General features: G+C 37.8%; 15 protein-coding genes and 1 pseudogene. 10 read left to right on the forward strand and 6 right to left on the reverse strand.

Features of this window, described 5'->3' with window-relative positions; genetic code table 11:
• Window positions 1-896: 896 nt before the first annotated feature.
• The 7 genes from FJQ98_RS08830 to FJQ98_RS08860 all read left to right on the forward strand — a co-directional run bounded on the left by FJQ98_RS08830 (window position 897) and on the right by FJQ98_RS08860 (window position 6304).
• Entirely contained in the window at window positions 897-2204 is a 1308-nt protein-coding gene (locus FJQ98_RS08830; protein WP_053595322.1) for a sensor histidine kinase, read from the forward strand.
• Between the two features lie 218 nt (window positions 2205-2422).
• The gene (locus FJQ98_RS08835) at window positions 2423-2980 is read left to right on the forward strand and encodes a histidine phosphatase family protein (RefSeq protein WP_343069264.1); all 558 of its coding nucleotides are present in this window, start codon (window positions 2423-2425) and stop codon (window positions 2978-2980) included.
• A 194-nt stretch (window positions 2981-3174) separates the two neighbouring features.
• Complete coding sequence (locus FJQ98_RS08840) at window positions 3175-4023, forward strand: GNAT family N-acetyltransferase (RefSeq protein WP_053595323.1); 849 nt, start codon at window positions 3175-3177, stop codon at window positions 4021-4023.
• A 113-nt stretch (window positions 4024-4136) separates the two neighbouring features.
• On the forward strand, window positions 4137-4505 hold the full coding sequence (locus FJQ98_RS08845; protein ID WP_053595324.1) for a hypothetical protein: 369 nt from the start codon (window positions 4137-4139) through the stop codon (window positions 4503-4505).
• Window positions 4506-4609: 104 nt separating this feature from the next.
• On the forward strand, window positions 4610-4831 hold the full coding sequence (locus FJQ98_RS08850; RefSeq protein ID WP_053595325.1) for a DUF2829 domain-containing protein: 222 nt from the start codon (window positions 4610-4612) through the stop codon (window positions 4829-4831).
• Window positions 4832-4886: 55 nt separating this feature from the next.
• Window positions 4887-5642, forward strand: coding sequence for a 3-oxoacyl-ACP reductase (locus FJQ98_RS08855; RefSeq protein WP_053595326.1), 756 nt, complete (start codon window positions 4887-4889; stop codon window positions 5640-5642).
• A gap of 152 nt (window positions 5643-5794) precedes the next feature.
• Window positions 5795-6304, forward strand: a complete 510-nt coding sequence (locus tag FJQ98_RS08860; protein ID WP_053595327.1) for a QueT transporter family protein — start codon at window positions 5795-5797, stop codon at window positions 6302-6304.
• A gap of 2 nt (window positions 6305-6306) precedes the next feature.
• Here the strand turns inward: FJQ98_RS08860 and FJQ98_RS26735 are convergent.
• The 4 genes and pseudogenes from FJQ98_RS26735 to FJQ98_RS08875 all read right to left on the reverse strand — a co-directional run.
• A pseudogene (locus tag FJQ98_RS26735) lies at window positions 6307-6558 on the reverse strand (glycosyltransferase family 1 protein); the annotation flags it as partial.
• A 209-nt stretch (window positions 6559-6767) separates the two neighbouring features.
• The gene (locus tag FJQ98_RS08865; RefSeq protein ID WP_053595328.1) at window positions 6768-9899 is read right to left on the reverse strand and encodes a copper amine oxidase N-terminal domain-containing protein; all 3132 of its coding nucleotides are present in this window, start codon (window positions 9897-9899) and stop codon (window positions 6768-6770) included.
• Window positions 9900-10604: 705 nt separating this feature from the next.
• Window positions 10605-11948: a TldD/PmbA family protein gene (locus FJQ98_RS08870; protein WP_053595329.1), complete on the reverse strand. Its 1344-nt coding sequence runs from the start codon at window positions 11946-11948 to the stop codon at window positions 10605-10607.
• A gap of 3 nt (window positions 11949-11951) precedes the next feature.
• Entirely contained in the window at window positions 11952-13340 is a 1389-nt protein-coding gene (locus FJQ98_RS08875) for a TldD/PmbA family protein (RefSeq protein ID WP_053595330.1), read from the reverse strand.
• A 236-nt stretch (window positions 13341-13576) separates the two neighbouring features.
• Between FJQ98_RS08875 and FJQ98_RS08880 the strand changes: the two genes are divergently transcribed.
• The 3 genes from FJQ98_RS08880 (at window position 13577) to FJQ98_RS08890 (ending at window position 16251) form a co-directional block, all read left to right on the forward strand.
• On the forward strand, window positions 13577-13804 hold the full coding sequence (locus FJQ98_RS08880) for a transcriptional regulator SplA domain-containing protein (protein ID WP_053595331.1): 228 nt from the start codon (window positions 13577-13579) through the stop codon (window positions 13802-13804).
• A 160-nt stretch (window positions 13805-13964) separates the two neighbouring features.
• A complete protein-coding gene (locus FJQ98_RS08885) occupies window positions 13965-14900 on the forward strand; it encodes an arginine deiminase family protein (RefSeq protein ID WP_053595332.1) in 936 nt (311 codons plus the stop codon).
• 25 nt (window positions 14901-14925) lie between these two features.
• Window positions 14926-16251 (forward strand): amino acid permease, encoded by a 1326-nt coding sequence (locus tag FJQ98_RS08890; protein ID WP_201406677.1) that lies wholly within the window; start codon window positions 14926-14928, stop codon window positions 16249-16251.
• Here the strand turns inward: FJQ98_RS08890 and FJQ98_RS08895 are convergent.
• Together FJQ98_RS08895 and FJQ98_RS08900 are read right to left on the reverse strand one after the other, a co-directional pair.
• Window positions 16248-17015 (reverse strand): YqcI/YcgG family protein, encoded by a 768-nt coding sequence (locus FJQ98_RS08895; RefSeq protein ID WP_053595334.1) that lies wholly within the window; start codon window positions 17013-17015, stop codon window positions 16248-16250. The genes FJQ98_RS08890 and FJQ98_RS08895 overlap by 4 nt on opposite strands.
• A gap of 87 nt (window positions 17016-17102) precedes the next feature.
• Entirely contained in the window at window positions 17103-18014 is a 912-nt protein-coding gene (locus FJQ98_RS08900) for a DMT family transporter (RefSeq protein ID WP_053595335.1), read from the reverse strand.
• Window positions 18015-18032 lie beyond the last annotated feature (18 nt).

Genomic DNA, 18032 nt, shown 5'->3' on the forward strand with positions numbered 1-18032 from the left:
TAATGCAGGATAAATACTTATTATGAAGAGATCAGGTTTATATGCCTGATCTTCTTTTTATGCCTTATTTCAGCAAAGCTTTTAGAGGTTATCATTGGAATAGGAGAGGACGCAGAACCGATAACAATTTCCAAACAATGCAGATGGAATGGTAAAAAAATATAATAAAAGGTTGGTATGATAAAATGCTATTCTCCTTTTTAGTTTACTTTCTAGGGAAGGATTATTAAACTAATGGTTACGGCTATTACAAATGTTGCGCTCGAAAAATAAAAAATGATGTTTGAATTTTATCAGTTCCTGACAGAAGACTTACACTTCAAGAAATGGGGAGAATATATCCTAATGAGTAAGTAGGCGCTAAATAGCGGTTGGCGATAGCCAAAACTTTCTTGTAATGATAAAATAAGAACGAATATTCTTATTTAGTGAGGCGAAGATTCCTTCATCGTTAAAAAGACGTGCAAAATCTGAATTTATCCAAATTGAACGTTGCTTTTATGATTAACGTACTAATGCCCACGATTAAAGAAAGAGCTTGATTGATTAAAAACAGTGGCTAGCATTGCCGTCTAGATTCTTCTGAAACATCTTGAGGACACCTTCAACTGATTTCTCAACAGGCAGAATGAATCACTACGCTAATGGAATAAGGTGCAAAACCCTAAAATAGCGAACGACCAGTGAATTCTTACTAGAGTCAAATGCTCTCTAAATGGCGAATATAAAACAACCATAAAAAAAGAAGTTTGTTATAGTATAATAGTATTATCGGATATAAAATTGTTTGAATATTGAAAAGTATGACAATTATGTCGACTTTGTCTAACAATTTTGAAAAGCTCCAGCTAAATTAAGCATTATTTATTTCTATAGATGAGGAAGTACCAGTTTGTATGAAAAAACGAAAAATAAAACTAATTTTAATACTATCAACTATCCTATTAGTATTGTTTACGAGTTTAAACATCTTTACATCCTATATAAAAATGAAAAAGACAGTAGAAGAATCAATAGCGAATCAAAGTCTGGAAGCGGCTATTACTATTGCGTCTTCCATTGATGTAGAGGCGTACCAACAATTTTTAGAAAACCCTCAAAAAAATGATTATTATTGGGCATTAAGAAGCTACTTAAATGATGCAAGAGTAAAACTAGGTGCTTTATTTGTTTATACATTAGAGGTTGATAATCCAAAGGTATCTACAGCAATGATTATCGGGTTACCAGGTGAATTAACGGAAGGCTTCGATATCGGAGAAGTTTGTACAGTACCTGAACAGCAAGTGCAAAAAGCGTATGAAGGAGAAACATATGTAACAGGTGTAATACAAGATTCTACACACGGTGCCTATCTATCTGTGGGTGCACCGGTAAAGGATGAAACAGGGGAAATTATTGCATATTTAGGTATCGATATTAGTGCAGACACACTAAATGGCATCAAGGGAAAAGTGATCGAAGATAATCTTCTTATCTTTATTTTTAATGGTGTACTTATTTTAATCGTTATCGGCTCTTTTTACTTTTTACAGAGATGGTATCAAAAAGAAGTGGCGAAGGAAGTTGGAGCGACAGAAGATACATATCAAGCAGAAATTAAAACTTTAATCACTTCCGTGTCTTCCTTAAGACATGATTTCACAAATCATATACAAGTATTGCATGGACTTCTGCAATTAGACAAACCTGAACAGGCCAAACAATATTTATATTCACTGTCTAAAGAGGTACAGGCTATTAAGGCCCTTAAATTAAATATTGACCATCCAGGCTTATCGATATTGTTGCAAACGAAAAAATTAACGGCACAAAATCATAATATTGATATGGATTTCACAATCTCACAGGATACATTTGATAAAATTAAAACAACGGATTTAATCAAAATCTTGTCGAATTTAATAGATAATGCGATTGATGCGGCAAATGAATTGCCAGAAGATCAACGTAAAATAACAATTTGCTGTAAAGCAGATGACACGCAGTATGAATTTAAGGTTACAAATACTGGACCAAATATTGTGGAAGCAGGGCATATATTTAAGCAAGGATTTTCCACGAAGAAACCAGGAAATGGTAAAATAAGAGGGCAGGGCTTATTTATTGTGAATGAAATTGTCAATAAGTACAACGGACAAATTTCTATCGATTCCACAAAACATTTAGAGACAACAGCAATAGTAAACATTCCAATAAAGTAAATTTCGAAGCTTCCTACAAAAAATTGTAGGAGGTTTTTTTATCTTTATTGATTGGAGTCCGCTACCAGCGAAGTAAAGGAATTAACGACTAATTATCTGCTCTGCCGTTGAAGTAACTGCTTCACTATGCGAAAAGCTATTTTAACTTTCACTGTTACATTTTTTGAGTAATTCATTTCATATATTACTAATAACCAAAATGGTATTATTAGGAGAGGATGAAAAAATTGGATAATTCGATCCTTAATTTATTGAAAAAGGGTGGATTCATTATATATGCAAGGCATGGAGAAGCAACGGCCGGCATAGATCAGCCTTATTTAAATTTACAAGATTGTTTTACTCAAAAAAATTTGTCTGAAGTTGGGCGAAGGGAGGCAATTTATTTTGGACAAATGCTACGCTATTTCCAAATTCCAATTAGTTCACCGATTGTCGCAAGTCCTTTTTGCCGTACAATTGAAACGGCACAGCTGGCCTTCCCCAATACGTATGTCCAAATTGAACCATTTTGGTATGAGATCTATAAGTTAGGTGGGAAAATCTCTATCAATGAACAAACGAATATATTATCAAATCTGCAATCAGTGTTAGAAAGAAAGCCGCCACAGGGAATGAATCAAGTAATTATTGCCCATAGCTTTCCTGTAGGTATTGGATTAGGAAAAATTTCAAACATGGGAATGGTTATTGTTAAGCCAAAAGGTCCTGGAAACGGCTATGAAATAGTAAAAAAATTAACGATAGAAGATTTATCCCGCATTAACGGGCAGTAGTTTATCTGTACCGAAAGCGAAAAGTCAGGTACAAGTCTCCCACCCAAAAATTCGGTGAATGCAAAGAATTAGGCTGCAAAAAATGGATTGGTGAAGACTAATAATCAGTGGGAGATGAAGCCCCCTACTGATTAAAGTTTCACTTGATCGTATTTAGGTAGTAGCTCAAAGTAAAATTGAAATGAGGGAAAAACGTGGAAATAAAAACAGTCTCACAGTGCACACTAAAGGAAACGTTAAAAACTTGGAATAAAGGCTTTGAGGGGTATTTTGTACAAATTGATATGAATGAAGAGGTGTTTTTAAATCGACTTGTTGGGGAGGGACTATCCCCAGAGCTTTCAATAGTCGCATTTGATCATAATGATCCTGTTGGCATTGTCTTAAATGGCTTTAGACAAATTGATGGCAAGAAAACCTCTTGGAATGGTGGAACAGGTATTTCTCCAGAATATCGCGGTAAAGGTGTTTCTCGCGCTTTAATGGAAGAAACCATTGCCATCTATGATAGAGAGAACGTGGAAGTTGCAACGCTTGAAGCTATTAAAGAGAATAAAGTAGCAATCGCTTTATATGAGAAGTATGGCTATACAATTACAAATCAATTGCTATTTTTAAGCGGTGATTTTGACCCCAAAATAGAGAAATCAGCCGCAATTCATGGAGAAATCATTCGACCCGAACAGCTACCACATTTATCTTTTTATCAGGAAGATGTTCCTTGGCAATGTAGCTGGCAAAGTAATAAACAAGGAGAAGCCAAAGTTTTTTATAACGAAAATAATGAAGCGATTGGCTATATGCTATATAGAACAGTATGGGATCAGGATGGAGCAATCGACCGCATAGTGCTTTATCAATTAGAGCTATTGGAGAATGGCAATGTAGAAGATATTCCACACTTTATCGCAAGTATTACAAATCATAAGGTAGAAATGGCTACAGTTAACTTTTTAGCAAGTAATCCAGCCACAAGCTATTTGATGGAAAATGGGCTAGAGGTGAAGACAGAGCAGGTGCAAATGAAGAAGAAAATGGATTGATTGTTTGTGGGGTAGTAGAGAAAATTAAGTAAAGTTTGAAAATGTCAACGTTGATGAATTCAAATTAAGTTCCAGTTGTTCCAGGTAGTTTAAAAAAGAAGGTGTTTTTAGTAATGAGAAAAATACTCATATGTAATTTACTAATATTGGTATTGGTAGGTTGTGCACCGGCTATAAATACTAACCCTACTGCGACATCTATTCTTAAAGAACATTCTCAAGTAGATATTCTTCAGTATAATAATTTAATTTATATTAATGCTACAAGCTTGGAATCGATAAAAAAATTAGAATTTACAAAGAGTGAGAAGATAGGGGAAGTTGTTAAAACTACAAATTCCTCTAAAAAATTCAAAGATTTTTATGCTACTAAATTGGAAAGTGGAACAGAGATTTTTTCTACAAATGATAATAATACTTATACAATCATTGCAGAATCAAATGGGCAACAAATACTTTATACGGTTCTGCTTGAGGGCTAATTATACCAACGAACAGTACTTATTCGTATTTTTAACAGGTTGTCAACACTCGATAATTCCAGTATACTAATCCGATAAAGAATGTAAATAAAGGATGAATTTAAATGACGTTTGAAGAGATATTACCACGCTTAAAAGCGGGAGAAAAAGTAATTCGTAAAGGTTGGGGCGGTGCCGAATTGTATGTGAAGGTTGTTGGACAAAGCGAACATGATGGCGAGGCTTTGAATCCTTATTTTTTAATTAATGTACGTGGTGAGGGCTATACAATGTTCACACCGACAGTCTGTGATTTATTAGCGGAAGATTGGGTAATTGTCAATTAATCGAAAGAGCCATCTCAAATGAGGTGGTTTCTTTGTTTTTTGGGGAGAGATATATATGAAGTTTGAAGAATATAACAGTAAAACGGTATTTGTAACGGGGGCTGCTTCAGGTATTGGTCAAGCCCAAGCTATTGCATTTTTAGAAAATGGGGCGAGTGTATTCGGGTTTGATTTAGATGAGCAAGGGTTAGTAAATCTACATAACCAATTTCCTGAACAATTTGCCTATACAGTAGGTAGTGTATGTAATAAGAACGATGTAGAGCACGCATTTGAAGCTGCGATTTCTATATTTAAGCAAGTAGATATTTTATTAAATACCGCAGGCGTTTTAGATGGCTTCGCAAAAACGCTCAATACAGATGAGGCACTTTGGGATAAAATTATGAATACCAATGTAAAGGGTACATTTTTTGTGACAAATACGATATTACCCCATATGGTAAAAAGAAAATCAGGCGTAATTATTAATATGGCATCTATTGCAGGGCTTGTTGCAGGCGGTGGTGGTGCGGCGTATACAGCGTCTAAACATGCGATTGTTGGCTATACGAAGCAGTTAGACTTAGATTATTGTCGGGAAGGAATTCGTGCCAATGCTATTGCACCTGGAGCCATTCAAACACCGATGAACAAGGCAGACTTTGAAGGCGATGGAGAAATGGCCAAATGGGTCGCTAATGAAACACCTGCTGGACGCTGGGCACAACCAAGTGAAGTGGCGAGTTTAACACTTTATTTGGCTAGTCAATCAGCTGATTATATGCACGGTACAATTATCCCGATTGATGGCGGCTGGCTTACTAAATAGTGTTGTTCAATCGTAAATTCTTCTGCTATAATACGCAAGTAAGCAAAATTTCGCTTGCACTACGGCACTTCAGATAGGGCGAAAAGCTCTCTTCCTTTGGTCGTAGTTATTACTAAAATAGCCGATATGCTATTTTACAAAGGAGAATAAAATTGAATACATCTATTGTAAAAGATTCAAGCCGTACTTCTGTAATCGAACTTACAAAGACGGCACTTGTTGCAGCTTTATATGTGGCTGTAACCGTTTTATTGTCAGTCATTAGTTTTGGGGCAGTTCAACTTCGTTTGTCGGAGATGTTCAACTACCTGGCCCTATACAACAAGCGCTATGTAGTAGCCGTGACTCTAGGAGTAGTACTCGCAAATTTCATGTCACCAACGTGGATATTAGATGTACCCATTGGTGGAATTGCGACATTTCTCGTTTTAATTCTTTGTCGAAGAGTAACGAAAAATATAACAAATGATATTGTAAAAATGGTTATAACTGCATTGATTTTTGCTATATCAATGTTCACCGTTGCAGGACAATTAACAATCCTCTATGATCTTCCGTTTTGGGCAACTTGGTTTACGGTAGGGGTTGGAGAATTACTGTCCATGACTGTTGGTGGTATGACTATTTATTTATTAAATAAAAAAATTGATTTGACGAAATGATTTAATGCAATCTGACCCATCGCCTCGATTAATGGCACCGCAAAAGTATTGAGTATAGAACAGCTCCAGCCATCTTGGCCGAATTCATAGCTCAAATACCTCCGTCTGGGTCAGAGCAAATTTGAGCTTCACATTGCGAGGAATATCGTATTTTTTCATACTCTCCTTGTAGACATTCCGCTGAACACCATATAATCTTCTTTGTCCGGATTCTGTATGCCATATTCCAGCATAAGATCTGGGCTACGATTCTCCACTATAGCGTACTTTATTATTGTACAGCTACATGATTACCCTATACCAATTTAGACCAGTCTTCATAGAAACATTTCGGAAGACAGTGACGGATAGAACTCTCAAAGTACAAATGCGCTATGCTAAACACAGCAAAAAGGGACTCCATCTTATGGTCGGTGAAGCACCATTAAGGGAGTCCCTTCTGTGAAGAAGTATTGCTTATCTCTTAAGATTGAGTGTCAGATGGGGCAGACTTTACCTCTTCTGCCGGAGTATCATCTTGTTTAGACTGAAGTATGAACTGAGTAGACGGTAAAGATAACATATTTAAACTTCCATTTCCCGATTTGGCTACGGTCATTACTATAGCTTGATAAGTAGTATCACTATTGATTTTAATTCCAAATGCATCAAACATCTTTATAGATGCACCATTAGTATTTTCGTTCGACTTGAATGAGGTGTAATTCTGTGGATTGACCTTATTCGCATCAGACAACTTGAAGTTTCCTACTTTATCTGCTGGAATCAAAAATACTCGATATTCTGTTACGTTGTTTTCATTGCTTACTTTATCAAAGTTAATCCGTATGTCTTCATAGGTGCCAGTATTCCCAACGGTAGAAAGACTTACATTAGTTACTGCTTCTACCGCGGCAGAATTGGTTAACGTAACTTCATTCGAAGCGCTAGACAATGTAAATGTGCCGGTTGAACTGCCTTTTCCAACTGACAATACGTAAACGTTATACTGCGTACCATTAGTGATAGAATTCCCATCTATATCCGTTGCCTTAACGTTAAGAACCTGGCTAGTACTGCTGCCAGAAGTACTTATGGTAGTATAGTTTGGAAATTGGATGTTGCTTGCTATTGAAGTATTGAATGGTTTATTTTTAGGTACTACCATAATTCGATATTCGCTTATGTTCGATGCATCAGATGCATGATTGAACGATACCTGTAAATCTCGGCCATCTCCAAAATCATTTACATCGCTTGCAGTAACATTGCTGACCGCTTGAACGGCTTTGTTTTTAGTAAGCGTAATCGCCGACGAAGCAGAAGAAAGAGCATTGGCGCTTGAAGAATTTCCATTCGCTACAGTTAGTACATAGACACGATAGCCAGTGCCTTCTTTAATGTTTTCGCCGCGTACGTCCTTGGCACTTTCCAATGTCCTAGTTACCGTTCTATTCCCGCCCCTGCTCTCGAACGTGTAATAAGAGCTGCCATTGGCTTGTGACGGGCTGAAGCTGTTGTAATATGCTGTCGGTACGACAAAAATCCGATAATGATTGACATTTGTTTCATCGGAAGGCTTCGTGAACGTTACCTGCAAATCACGACCATCTCCAAAATCGTTAACATCAGCAACAGTCAGATTGGTTACAGCTTGCACATTGTAGTTCTTATCGAGCGTAATCGTAGACGTCGGCGCGGACAGCGCATTGCTGCCGGAATAATTACCATAGCCTACTGAGAGAACATAGACTCGGTAGCTAGTACCTTCCTTGATATAATTGCCGCGCACATCCCGAGCATTCTCCGAGAGCGCCTGCCCGTAAGTGTTATTTCCTGACTTGCTCACAGTCGTATAATTGTTGCTGGATACGCTATTTGCATCCGACAGACTGAAGCTACTGTAATACGCTGTTGGTACAACCATGATGCGATAGTGACTAATATTAGACTCATCCGCCGCTTTAGTGAAAGAGACATAGAGATCACGACCGTTGCCATAATCATTCACATCGCTGGCAAAGAGATTCGATACGGCACCCACGTTGCTACTATATAGCGTAATCGCATTGGAAGCAGACGATAACCCGTTATTCCCTGAGTTCTTAGCTACGGCCATAACAAATACACGATAGTTGACCCCATTCTGAATGGCATAACCGTCTGTATCTCGTGCGCCTGAAGAGAGAACCTGAGTAATATTGTAACCCGTCTTGTTCACCTGCGTGTAATAAGAGCTGGACAGACTGTTCGTCTTCGTCAATGTGAAGTTCGAATAGTTGCTAGCTCTTACAACAAAGATTCGATAAGAGCTAATGTTGGACTCATCTGACGCTTTGTTGAAGCTAACCCGCAGATCGCGTCCATCCCCATAGTCATTGACATCATCAACTTGAGTAATAATCGGAATATTCGCTCTATTTGAACTAAGTGTTACTGAAGATGAAGCAGAAGACAGCTTATTAACAGCTGAATTTGTGTTGCTTACAGACAGAACGAACGCTGTATAAGGTACGCCGTTCTTAATATAATCACCGGAAGAGTCGCGCGACGAAGAAGTCAGAGTTCCTGACAACGTGCCACCATTGCTTCCAGATTTATTGACTGTAGTATAGTAGCTACTAGATAAATTATTCGCAGTAGTAAGGCTGAAATTGCTAGCATCCTTGGTCTTTACGATAAACACACGGTAATTCGAAATATTGTTGTCATTCTGCGGACGAGTGAAGCTAATCGAGATATCGCGTCCATCATCGAAATCGCTAATATCGCTAATTTTCACATTTGTTACCTCTGCAACCGAAGACGTGTTCGTTAGAGTAATCTTCGGAGAAGAATTCGATAATACGCTGGAATAAGAACCTTTCCCAACTGTAAGTACATAAGCTACATAAGGCTGGTCATTTCTAATATAGTCTCCGTCCACATCCCGTGAACTTTGAGTTAATATTATAGAACGATCCGAGCCGGCAGGTGATACTTTCGTATAATTTGAAGCGGAGACCTTCAGGGCCGACGCCTGATTAAAGCTTTTTGAAGCCTTCACAACGAGAACCCGGTAATGATCCACAAGTGATTCAGTAGACGATTTGGAGTAGGTAACCTCCAGGTCACGCCCATCTCCTTGATTACCAATATCTCTAACCGACACATAGTTCGCTGGAGAAATACTGATATTGATCGGAGTATCAGATTTAATAGATACGATCTGATTATACGAGTTCCAGTCAACATCCTGACCAAGCGCTTCACTAACAAAGCGTACTGGTACCATTGTTCTGCCATTTATTATCTGTGCAGGTACATCAAGCGTAACTCTCTCGGCATTAATTGTAGCTACCTTTGATTTAATCTTGAGAACTACCGTTGTATCTCCTTTAATTCCTGTAACGGTTTGATTCTTTCGATCCCAATCCACGTTTGCATCCAATGCCTCAAAGATTGCTCTAAGCGGCAGCATAACACGCCCTTGAACCATCACTGGCGGCTGGTCGGTCTTTAATTGAACTCCGTCCACATAAATCGTGATGGCCTTTGCCGCTTGAGCGGTCGCTGGCTGCAGCAATAACGGTACAATAAGTATCGCTGCAAGAAGTAAAGTCCATATTTTCTTCATAAATTCCCTCCTTCCTCATGCCTATCTGTTAACCTGACATGATAAATATCATCTTATAATTATAACGTACCAACAGGTAAAAGAGTTTCGTATTTTTACCCCGTAAAGAAAATTTAACCAAGAAGGTGATACCATCAGCCTTATTGGTCGTTTTCCTATATGAAATAATAAATGTAACCTCGTCGTATCTTTCTCGGCGTATTATTCATAGTACGAATGGAGAGGGTTACATTTCTATGATTATAAAACGAATCGTTATGAAGAGACGATGACTTTCTTCATTACATGGGGTTCAGGTATACCAGGACAGACTACCGCCGCGGCGAAAGCGATGGCTATTATCCCGGTCAAGCGGGCTGACCAGAACAATAGCAATTCCAAACAGAGGAACAGTAACCCACTTATTGATGCAGTAGGTACGGCTCTAAACTTAGGATTATACAGATGGACTATACGAAGCACTAGCAGCAGGCAACTCTTTTGCCGATATCGCCATATCCATTCAGAAGGCTGTAGATTCGGTCATCAGCTTGCGAGTACCTCAGTCGCAAGAACAGCTGGATCAGAAGTAGGTCGATGGGCATATCTCCGTCGAGGCGAATCAGCTGCAATCAAAAAGCTTGTCGCGATGATAAGCGACAAGCATTGCCGAGAAGTACCATATAGTCTAGCTGGATCTATAAAATGTGACTCGCTTTTTCCGTTTTATTCCACTGTCACTGATAGCTCCTTTACAAGTAGGGATGGGGAGCCATACCCAGCCGGTAGGAAGTAAAGCTCTGAGCCAGATTCTTCGATATCGTTTAAGAACTCAAAGAAGTTTCCGGCTATTGTCATTTGCTTGACAGGGGAGACAATTTTGCCATCTTGAATATGGAATCCTTTTGCTGCAACTGAAAAATCACCAGAAACCGTATTTGTACCAGAGTGAAGGCCAGATAATTCAGAAATAAGTACTCCTTCAGAGACTGATGCAATTAACTCTTCCTGTGATCGCTTACCTGGTGAAATATATAAATTTTGAGGTGCTATTGATAGAGTACCTTTATAAGAGTCTTTATGGGCATGCCCACTCGTTTCGCAGCCTTCTTTCTTTGCCGTTTTTCTATTATGCAATAGTGTTTGCAGTGTTCCATTTGAAATTATCGCCTGCTCCTTTGTTGCAACACCTTCACCGTCAAAGCTTGCTCCAGACAAAGCATCAGGATGGAATGGGGCATTCAGTAATGTTAAAGTATCTGAGGCCACTTTTTGTCCGACTTTCCCTTTTAATAAAGATTGGTCCTTTTGTGCATTTTCAGCTGACAGAATTGGCATAAAGGTACTTAGTAAAGAGGCTGTCGCATCAGAGCGTAGGATGATTGGATATTTTCCAGATGGAATCGACTTTTCACCTAAATTCGCAAGTGCTTCCTCAGCTGCTGCTCTTGCAATTTCATCAGCATTGAGAGCATGAAAATCACGTGTCATTTTCAAATAACCACCCGTTTTCAGTTCCTCACCTTCTTTGACAACTGTGGAAAGGAAGATGACTAAACCATTCTCCTTATGTGATAAGGAAAGGTTTTTACTATTCGCTAATGAACGTTCAGTACTATATTCTTGAAGGAAACAATAATCAAGCGTTACAATGCGCGAATCGTACGCACGAACTTTTTGTTCAATTAAACGAAGTAGCTCTATTTTTTCAGGAATTCCAATAGTCTCTAATTCTTCATTGTAAAATTCATATGGCGTGTATTCATTACTGCCTTCAAAAATATCTATTCCTTCATTTTCATCGAGTACATCTGCATTTGCCTTTACACTGTCGATTAAAAAGGACATCGAAACATCGTCTAGTTTTTCTGTATAGGCGTAACCCATTTTTCCGTTATGCAGCCCACGTAGACTTAGACCCCCATCCTCAGAGGTTTCATAGCTATCAATCTGTCCTTCATAAAGCATGCACTTAAAAGAGTTTTTTCGTTCAAAATATACTTCAGCCTCTTTAAAACCGGCTTCTATCGCCTTATCTAGTAATTTTTCTTGATATTCAGCAATGTTCATCAATTATTCCCCCTTTGTTCCTCCAACTGTCATTTCACTAACACGAATCATTGGCTGACCAACATTGACAGGAAGACTACCACTAATTGATCCGCACATGCCAGCACCGTGCGCAAGATTATTACTAACACGATCAACTAGCTGCAATGTTTTTGCCCCGTTGCCTATAAGCGTTGCACCACGTACGGGACGATCGATTTTTCCATCCTTCACGATATAAGCCTCCATAACCGCGAAGTTATAGTCACCAGTAGAGGGATTTACTTGCCCACCACCCATATATTTTGCATAAATTCCATATTCGGTAGCTGCAATAATTTCTTCCGGTGTAGATGTGCCTGGAGCGATATATGTGTTCGTCATTCGGGATGTTGGATTGAAACGGTAGGATTGGCGACGTGAAGAGCCAGTCGGTTCAGCATTCATACGGCGTGCATTAAATTTATCGATCATGTAACCTTTTAAAATACCATTTTCAATTAAGATGTTTTTTCGTGTTTTTTCCCCTTCATCATCAATGTTAAGAGAACCCCATTCGTTTGGAAGTGTGCCATCATCAATATATGTAACAATATCGGGGGCAACTTTTTCGCCAATACGGTTTGCAAAAACGGAATTGTTTTTAGCGACGGCTGTAGCTTCAAGTCCATGACCACAAGCCTCGTGAAAAATAACGCCACCAAATTCATTATCAATGATGACTGGGAATTTACCGCTAGGACATTCGTCGGCATGAAGCATAGTAACCGCAATACGTGCAGCTTCACCAGCATAGTGCTCTAGATTTAGATTTTCGATAAACTCAAAGCCTGCATGTGCACCAGGACCATAGAAGCCCGTTTGCATTTCTTTGCCCTCGGAGGCTGTTGCTTGGAGAGCAAGTCGACTATGAATACGTGTATCTTCTACAAATTTTCCTTCTGAGTTGGCGATTAAAACATGCTGCTCTTCGTCAAGATACCGAACTTTAACTTGACTGATGCGTTCATCATAATTTCTAGCAATGTCATTAGCCTGCCGCATGATCGTTGCTTTTCTAGCATGCTCCACACTGTTTGGTAGAATGATAATGTTATGAATTGGCGTAATAATTTCTTTTTTTAGTGGTTGAATCGTTCCAGTAGTACCGCCTTTAATGGCAAGTGCTGCTCGTTTTGCTGCTGCTAGTAAGCCTTCCTCTGAGAAATCGTTTGTGTATGTGTAAATGCTCTGAAGACCGGAAAAAATGCGTATACCAATGCCGAAGTCACGCCCTGATATACTTTGTTCAATTTTTCCACTTTGTAATGTTAATTCATTGGCAAACTTATCCTCGATGAAAACTTCGGAAAAATCGCCACCTGTAGACAGTGCCGCTTCAAGTACATTTTCAATTACTGATTGTTTAATCATATTTTTCCCTCCTTTTTTAAAGTATACCAAATAATTTAAAAATTCTGTATTTGTGAAGTGTATCACATAATTATATATATTCTATTTGTGACATTTTATGATATGGAGTATTGGTAGTTGGAAAATGTTTGCAATAAAATCATGCATTTAAATAAATTTCTATATGAGAATCAAAAATTGATTATATTTAACATCTTCTTACCCAAACTAATGAAAAGGCATAGGAAGGTGATGGAATGCAGCAACAGCAATATAGTGCAGGGGATATAGTTTTCATTTTTTATCAACATCCATTTATTGATGATGTAGTAAACATACAGGAAGCTGCAGTAGTGAACATTCCGGATAATTCAACGGAGATGGCGCTATTCCTCTTTGAGAAGTACTATCCGCTAACAAATGATATGTTAATATTTACGAGCGAAGTGGATGCTGAGCAAGCTTATCACCAATATTTTCATTGATGGAGGTAGAACATAAGAAGTCTTATAGGAACTGATTTTCCTGGAATATAAATGCGGTTTCATGCACAGCGGCCATTACACAAAGGCGAAATTGATTTGTATAATCCCAAAATTGATGGTAACGCTAACAGAGATAGCCATGAAGAAGGGGAGAAACATTATGTATTCATTTCAATCGAATTGTTGGTCAGAGCATGAGGAACTTGAGGTTGTTATGCTTTGTGCACCTTCAAAACTAGATGTACCAGATTTAACAATAGCTGAAAATGTAGGATGGAGTGCTGCTGTCAATCATGTAAAAGCAATGGAGAATTTCCTGGAATTTAAGACAACGCTAGAAAATGCGGGTGTCAAGGTGATTGATTATTCGAAAGAGCTACCAAATGATATGACAACAGTAAGTGAGCAGCTTATTAATAGGTACTTTGTCCGCGATCTTGCCTGTGTTATAGGAAATAGTATGTTCCTTGGAGAGGCAGGTAGCTCGCTAAGGCGTCCAGAGTACCCACATGCTCACTCATTATTAGAAAAGTGGTTTCCAGAGAAATTTTTAAAAGTTAAACAACCTTATACTGCTTTAGAATGTGGCGATGTGCTCATTTTAAATAAGGATGCCGTGCTTATTAATATTGGAATGAGAACAACATTAGAGGCTGTGGAAAGTATCAAGGAGCGTATCTTCCAAGAAGGATTTTCGGAAATTGCGATCATTGATTTGCCAAGACGCTCCGATACACTTCATTTAGATATGAATTGTAATGTTGCGAACGATAATCTGCTAATAGCTAAAAACTTTATGCGTTATTTTCCTGTACACGTGTTTACAGCTCAAACAAGTCGTTTTGAAATGACCGAACAATTTTTAAATCACCATGGCTTTGACGTTTACTGGCTTGAAACATATAATACAATCCCAGATATCAATTTTATCAATCTTAATCCGGAAACATTGCTGATTAGTAAGCAAGCAACGAAGCAGCAATGGACGAAGCATCCAACATTGCGTAAAAAGAATTTGATAGAAATTGACGTAACAGAGCTAGAAAAAGGGGGTGGCGGCATTCGTTGCATGACATTGCCACTGCTACGAAAGTAAGTAAAAGGCAGAAGGGTTGATTGAAATGGCATCTAAAACAAGTAAAGGGCGGATGTCTTGGTGGCAGCTCTCACTTCTCGGTATAGGATGTACACTAGGAACAGGATTTTTTCTTGGGACAAGTATGGCCATTCATAAAAGTGGTCCTGCTGTTATAATTCCTTTTTTGTTAGCGGCAATTGCTACTTATATTGTTTATGATGCTCTTGTTAAGATGTCAGTTGACAATCCAGATAAGGGATCATTCCGTACGTATGCAAAGCAAGCTTTTGGAAATTGGGCAGGATTTAGTAATGGCTGGATTTACTTGATTTCTGAGATGCTCATTATGGGTAGCCAATTGACGGCGCTTGGTATTTTTACAAGGCTTTGGTTTCCTACACTTCCATTATGGGTTGCTGCATCTATTTATGCTGCACTTGGATTAACCGTTATTCTTATGGGGATGAAGGGCTTTGAAAACTTTCAAAATATTTTTGGTGCGTTAAAGGCAGCAGCGGTTGTCATGTTTATTATAGTAGCGGTTGTCTTAATAATAAAAGGATTCAATACGGAAACAACGACACTCGATGCACTGCATGCAAATTATGAAGAATTATTCTCACAAGGTGTGAAAGGAATATGGCTTGGATTGCTATATGCCTTTTATGCATTTGGTGGAATTGAGGTTATGGGTTTAATGGTCATTGATTTAAAAAATCCTAAAGAAGCACCGAAAGCCGGAAAAGTGATGCTTATTGCTATAACTATCATTTTTCTAATGGCTATTATGCTTGCCTTGGCGCTTGTTTCTTGGAAGGACTTTAATATTAAAGAAAGCCCATTTATTACAGCGCTTAATGGTTATCACATACCTTTTTTTGCAGACATTTTTAATGGCGTTTTAATTATTGCAGGTTTTTCAACAATGGTTGCCTCTTTATATGCGGTCATCACGATTCTCATTACACTGGCAGAAGACCACGATGCTCCAGCTTCTCTGGCGAAAAAAGGGAAAATGAAGATTCCATTTCCTGCATTTCTCTTTTTAGCTAGTGGTTTAATTATAACCATTGTTATCGGCTTCCTCATGCCAGAAAAGATTTTTGAATATTTAGTTACAGCTGCAGGCTTAATGTTAATTTATAACTGGCTCTTTATATTAGTGACATATAGGAAGCTAATGAAGCTGTCGAAGTGGGAGTATGTGAAGAATAGTATCGGGATGTTACTCATTGTGGTGACAGTGTCTGGGACGTTAGGGAAAAAAACAAGCAGACTCGGTTTTTTCGTGAGCCTGCTTTTTATCATCATCATAGGAATTGCGACTTGGATTGTCATGAAAAGGCAAAAACACGGTAAGCATGTTTAATGTTCTTTGTTTTTCTGAAGAGAATGTTGCATACGTAAAAAAGGACATTTCGATGCACTACTATTATCATCACTTAAAAAATACTGTTTCCACTCATAACTGTCTTCTTGCCCATACCATTTTAAATCAGTATGAGCTGGAATAGCATCGTATTCGGTAATGCGTTGACGAATAAGCTTCTTTAATTTTCGACCAAATACAGTAGAGTCGTTCATTTCTTCAAATATCCAGCGTGGCTGAAATGCCATTAATAAAGTGGAGAAATGACGACTCTTACGCAATTTATGTGCGGGAGTTGCACAAGACACAAAATAAGGCTCACCGTTAAAACAAAATTCCCATTCATGATGCGATGGGGCTGTTGGAATTTCCTTTGGCCAATCGACATCATCAAATTTAGTTAAATTGTTTAAAACTGACCAAAATAAATTTCTATAATCCTCAACTTCGAAATTTTTATGCATATCATTAGGGGTTTTAAAGAAAACGGTATGTGTTGTATATTTTCCAAACGTTTGAGACCACTTATTGTATTTCTTTAAACATAGTGCTAACGTCTTTATCGATTGCTCCTCTCGTGGATCTCCTATAAAGCTATAGCGAAGCTCGTTCGATAAAAACCCTTTTCTAGCTGGAATACAGGGGAACGTATTTGCTTCATCTGCAACCATGGCAGCGAAGTCGGTATATGCTGACTGTTGCCATAATGGAAGTGTTTCAAAATGTTCTTCAATCCACTTCTTGTCTAACACTGCTACTTCCACTTATGTCTCCTCCTTCTTACCTCTTTAGACTATTAAAGAAAGAGTAAAAATGTGACGATGTAAAAGAGTCAATGTTTTGGTGAATCGCTACTCGTTCCTATCTACAATAACACTTGAAATTCCTAACAATAATAATAAAACAACGCCCAGAAAAGTGATATTAGACCATTGTAACCTTGTATCAAAAAGCTGAAAGAAAAAAGTAAAAACAGGAATAAAACACAATGACATCATTACAAAGAAAGGTGTGCAATATTGAATTCCTTTTTGTAATAAATACATAGGAACTAATACACCAAGTAAAGTCATTAGTAATATCCAACCTATATTTCCAATCAAATAATCTAATATTACGTCATATGTAGCAATTAATGATAAAAGAATAATGCCATAAAACCTCTTAGATAATATCATTGAGCTAGTCCAACCTAGTTCACTTAACTGTTTTGAATAAAGTGTACAAAGAACAGCACCTAACCCACATATTATACTAGCTAGAATACCTAATAAACTAAATTTACTCCAAGTTATCAATGCAGACTTCCCAGCAAATATTGCATAAATTAATATGAGACAAGCCACTAAAGTACCTATAGCAATACTTACTTTAGCTACGTTTATATGATGTTTTTGCTTAATTGCTAATAATATAACAAATAAAGGACCTAACCCCATTTCCAGTGAGCTTACAATCGCTGGTTCAATATATTTTAATGCAAAATAAAATCCCATAAAAGCTAAAACAGATGCAGAATTTAATTTTAATAAAATTGGGGTAGCAGCTTTATTCCATTTCATTGATGACTGCTGCTTAATTGAAAAAAATTGGAAATATAATGTTGTGATAAAAAAGCTAATACCTGTAAAAAGAAATGGGTGTACAGCTTGCACACGATTTGCATAATAAACTTGACTAACAGAAGTTAAAATTGCCGAAAGAATTAAAGATAATACACCAATTGCATGTAAATTATGTTTACGTTGAAGTGTAAGTTCCATATGAGGCCTCCTTTTAAT

It is taken from the genome of Lysinibacillus agricola (genome assembly GCF_016638705.1).
GTDB lineage: Bacteria > Bacillota > Bacilli > Bacillales_A > Planococcaceae > Lysinibacillus > Lysinibacillus agricola.

Bases quoted from the DNA above. Each gene is read 5' to 3' on its own strand.
- FJQ98_RS08830 (WP_053595322.1), top strand. From the start codon at position 897: ATGAAAAAACGAAAAATAAAACTAATTTTAATACTATCAACTATCCTA.
- FJQ98_RS08835 (WP_343069264.1), top strand. From the start codon at position 2,423: ATGAAAAAATTGGATAATTCGATCCTTAATTTATTGAAAAAGGGTGGA.
- FJQ98_RS08845 (WP_053595324.1), top strand. From the start codon at position 4,137: ATGAGAAAAATACTCATATGTAATTTACTAATATTGGTATTGGTAGGT.
- FJQ98_RS08850 (WP_053595325.1), top strand. From the start codon at position 4,610: ATGACGTTTGAAGAGATATTACCACGCTTAAAAGCGGGAGAAAAAGTA.
- FJQ98_RS08855 (WP_053595326.1), top strand. From the start codon at position 4,887: ATGAAGTTTGAAGAATATAACAGTAAAACGGTATTTGTAACGGGGGCT.
- FJQ98_RS08865 (WP_053595328.1), bottom strand. From the start codon at position 9,899: ATGAAGAAAATATGGACTTTACTTCTTGCAGCGATACTTATTGTACCG.
- FJQ98_RS08870 (WP_053595329.1), bottom strand. From the start codon at position 11,948: ATGAACATTGCTGAATATCAAGAAAAATTACTAGATAAGGCGATAGAA.
- FJQ98_RS08875 (WP_053595330.1), bottom strand. From the start codon at position 13,340: ATGATTAAACAATCAGTAATTGAAAATGTACTTGAAGCGGCACTGTCT.
- FJQ98_RS08880 (WP_053595331.1), top strand. From the start codon at position 13,577: ATGCAGCAACAGCAATATAGTGCAGGGGATATAGTTTTCATTTTTTAT.
- FJQ98_RS08885 (WP_053595332.1), top strand. From the start codon at position 13,965: ATGTATTCATTTCAATCGAATTGTTGGTCAGAGCATGAGGAACTTGAG.
- FJQ98_RS08890 (WP_201406677.1), top strand. From the start codon at position 14,926: ATGGCATCTAAAACAAGTAAAGGGCGGATGTCTTGGTGGCAGCTCTCA.
- FJQ98_RS08900 (WP_053595335.1), bottom strand. From the start codon at position 18,014: ATGGAACTTACACTTCAACGTAAACATAATTTACATGCAATTGGTGTA.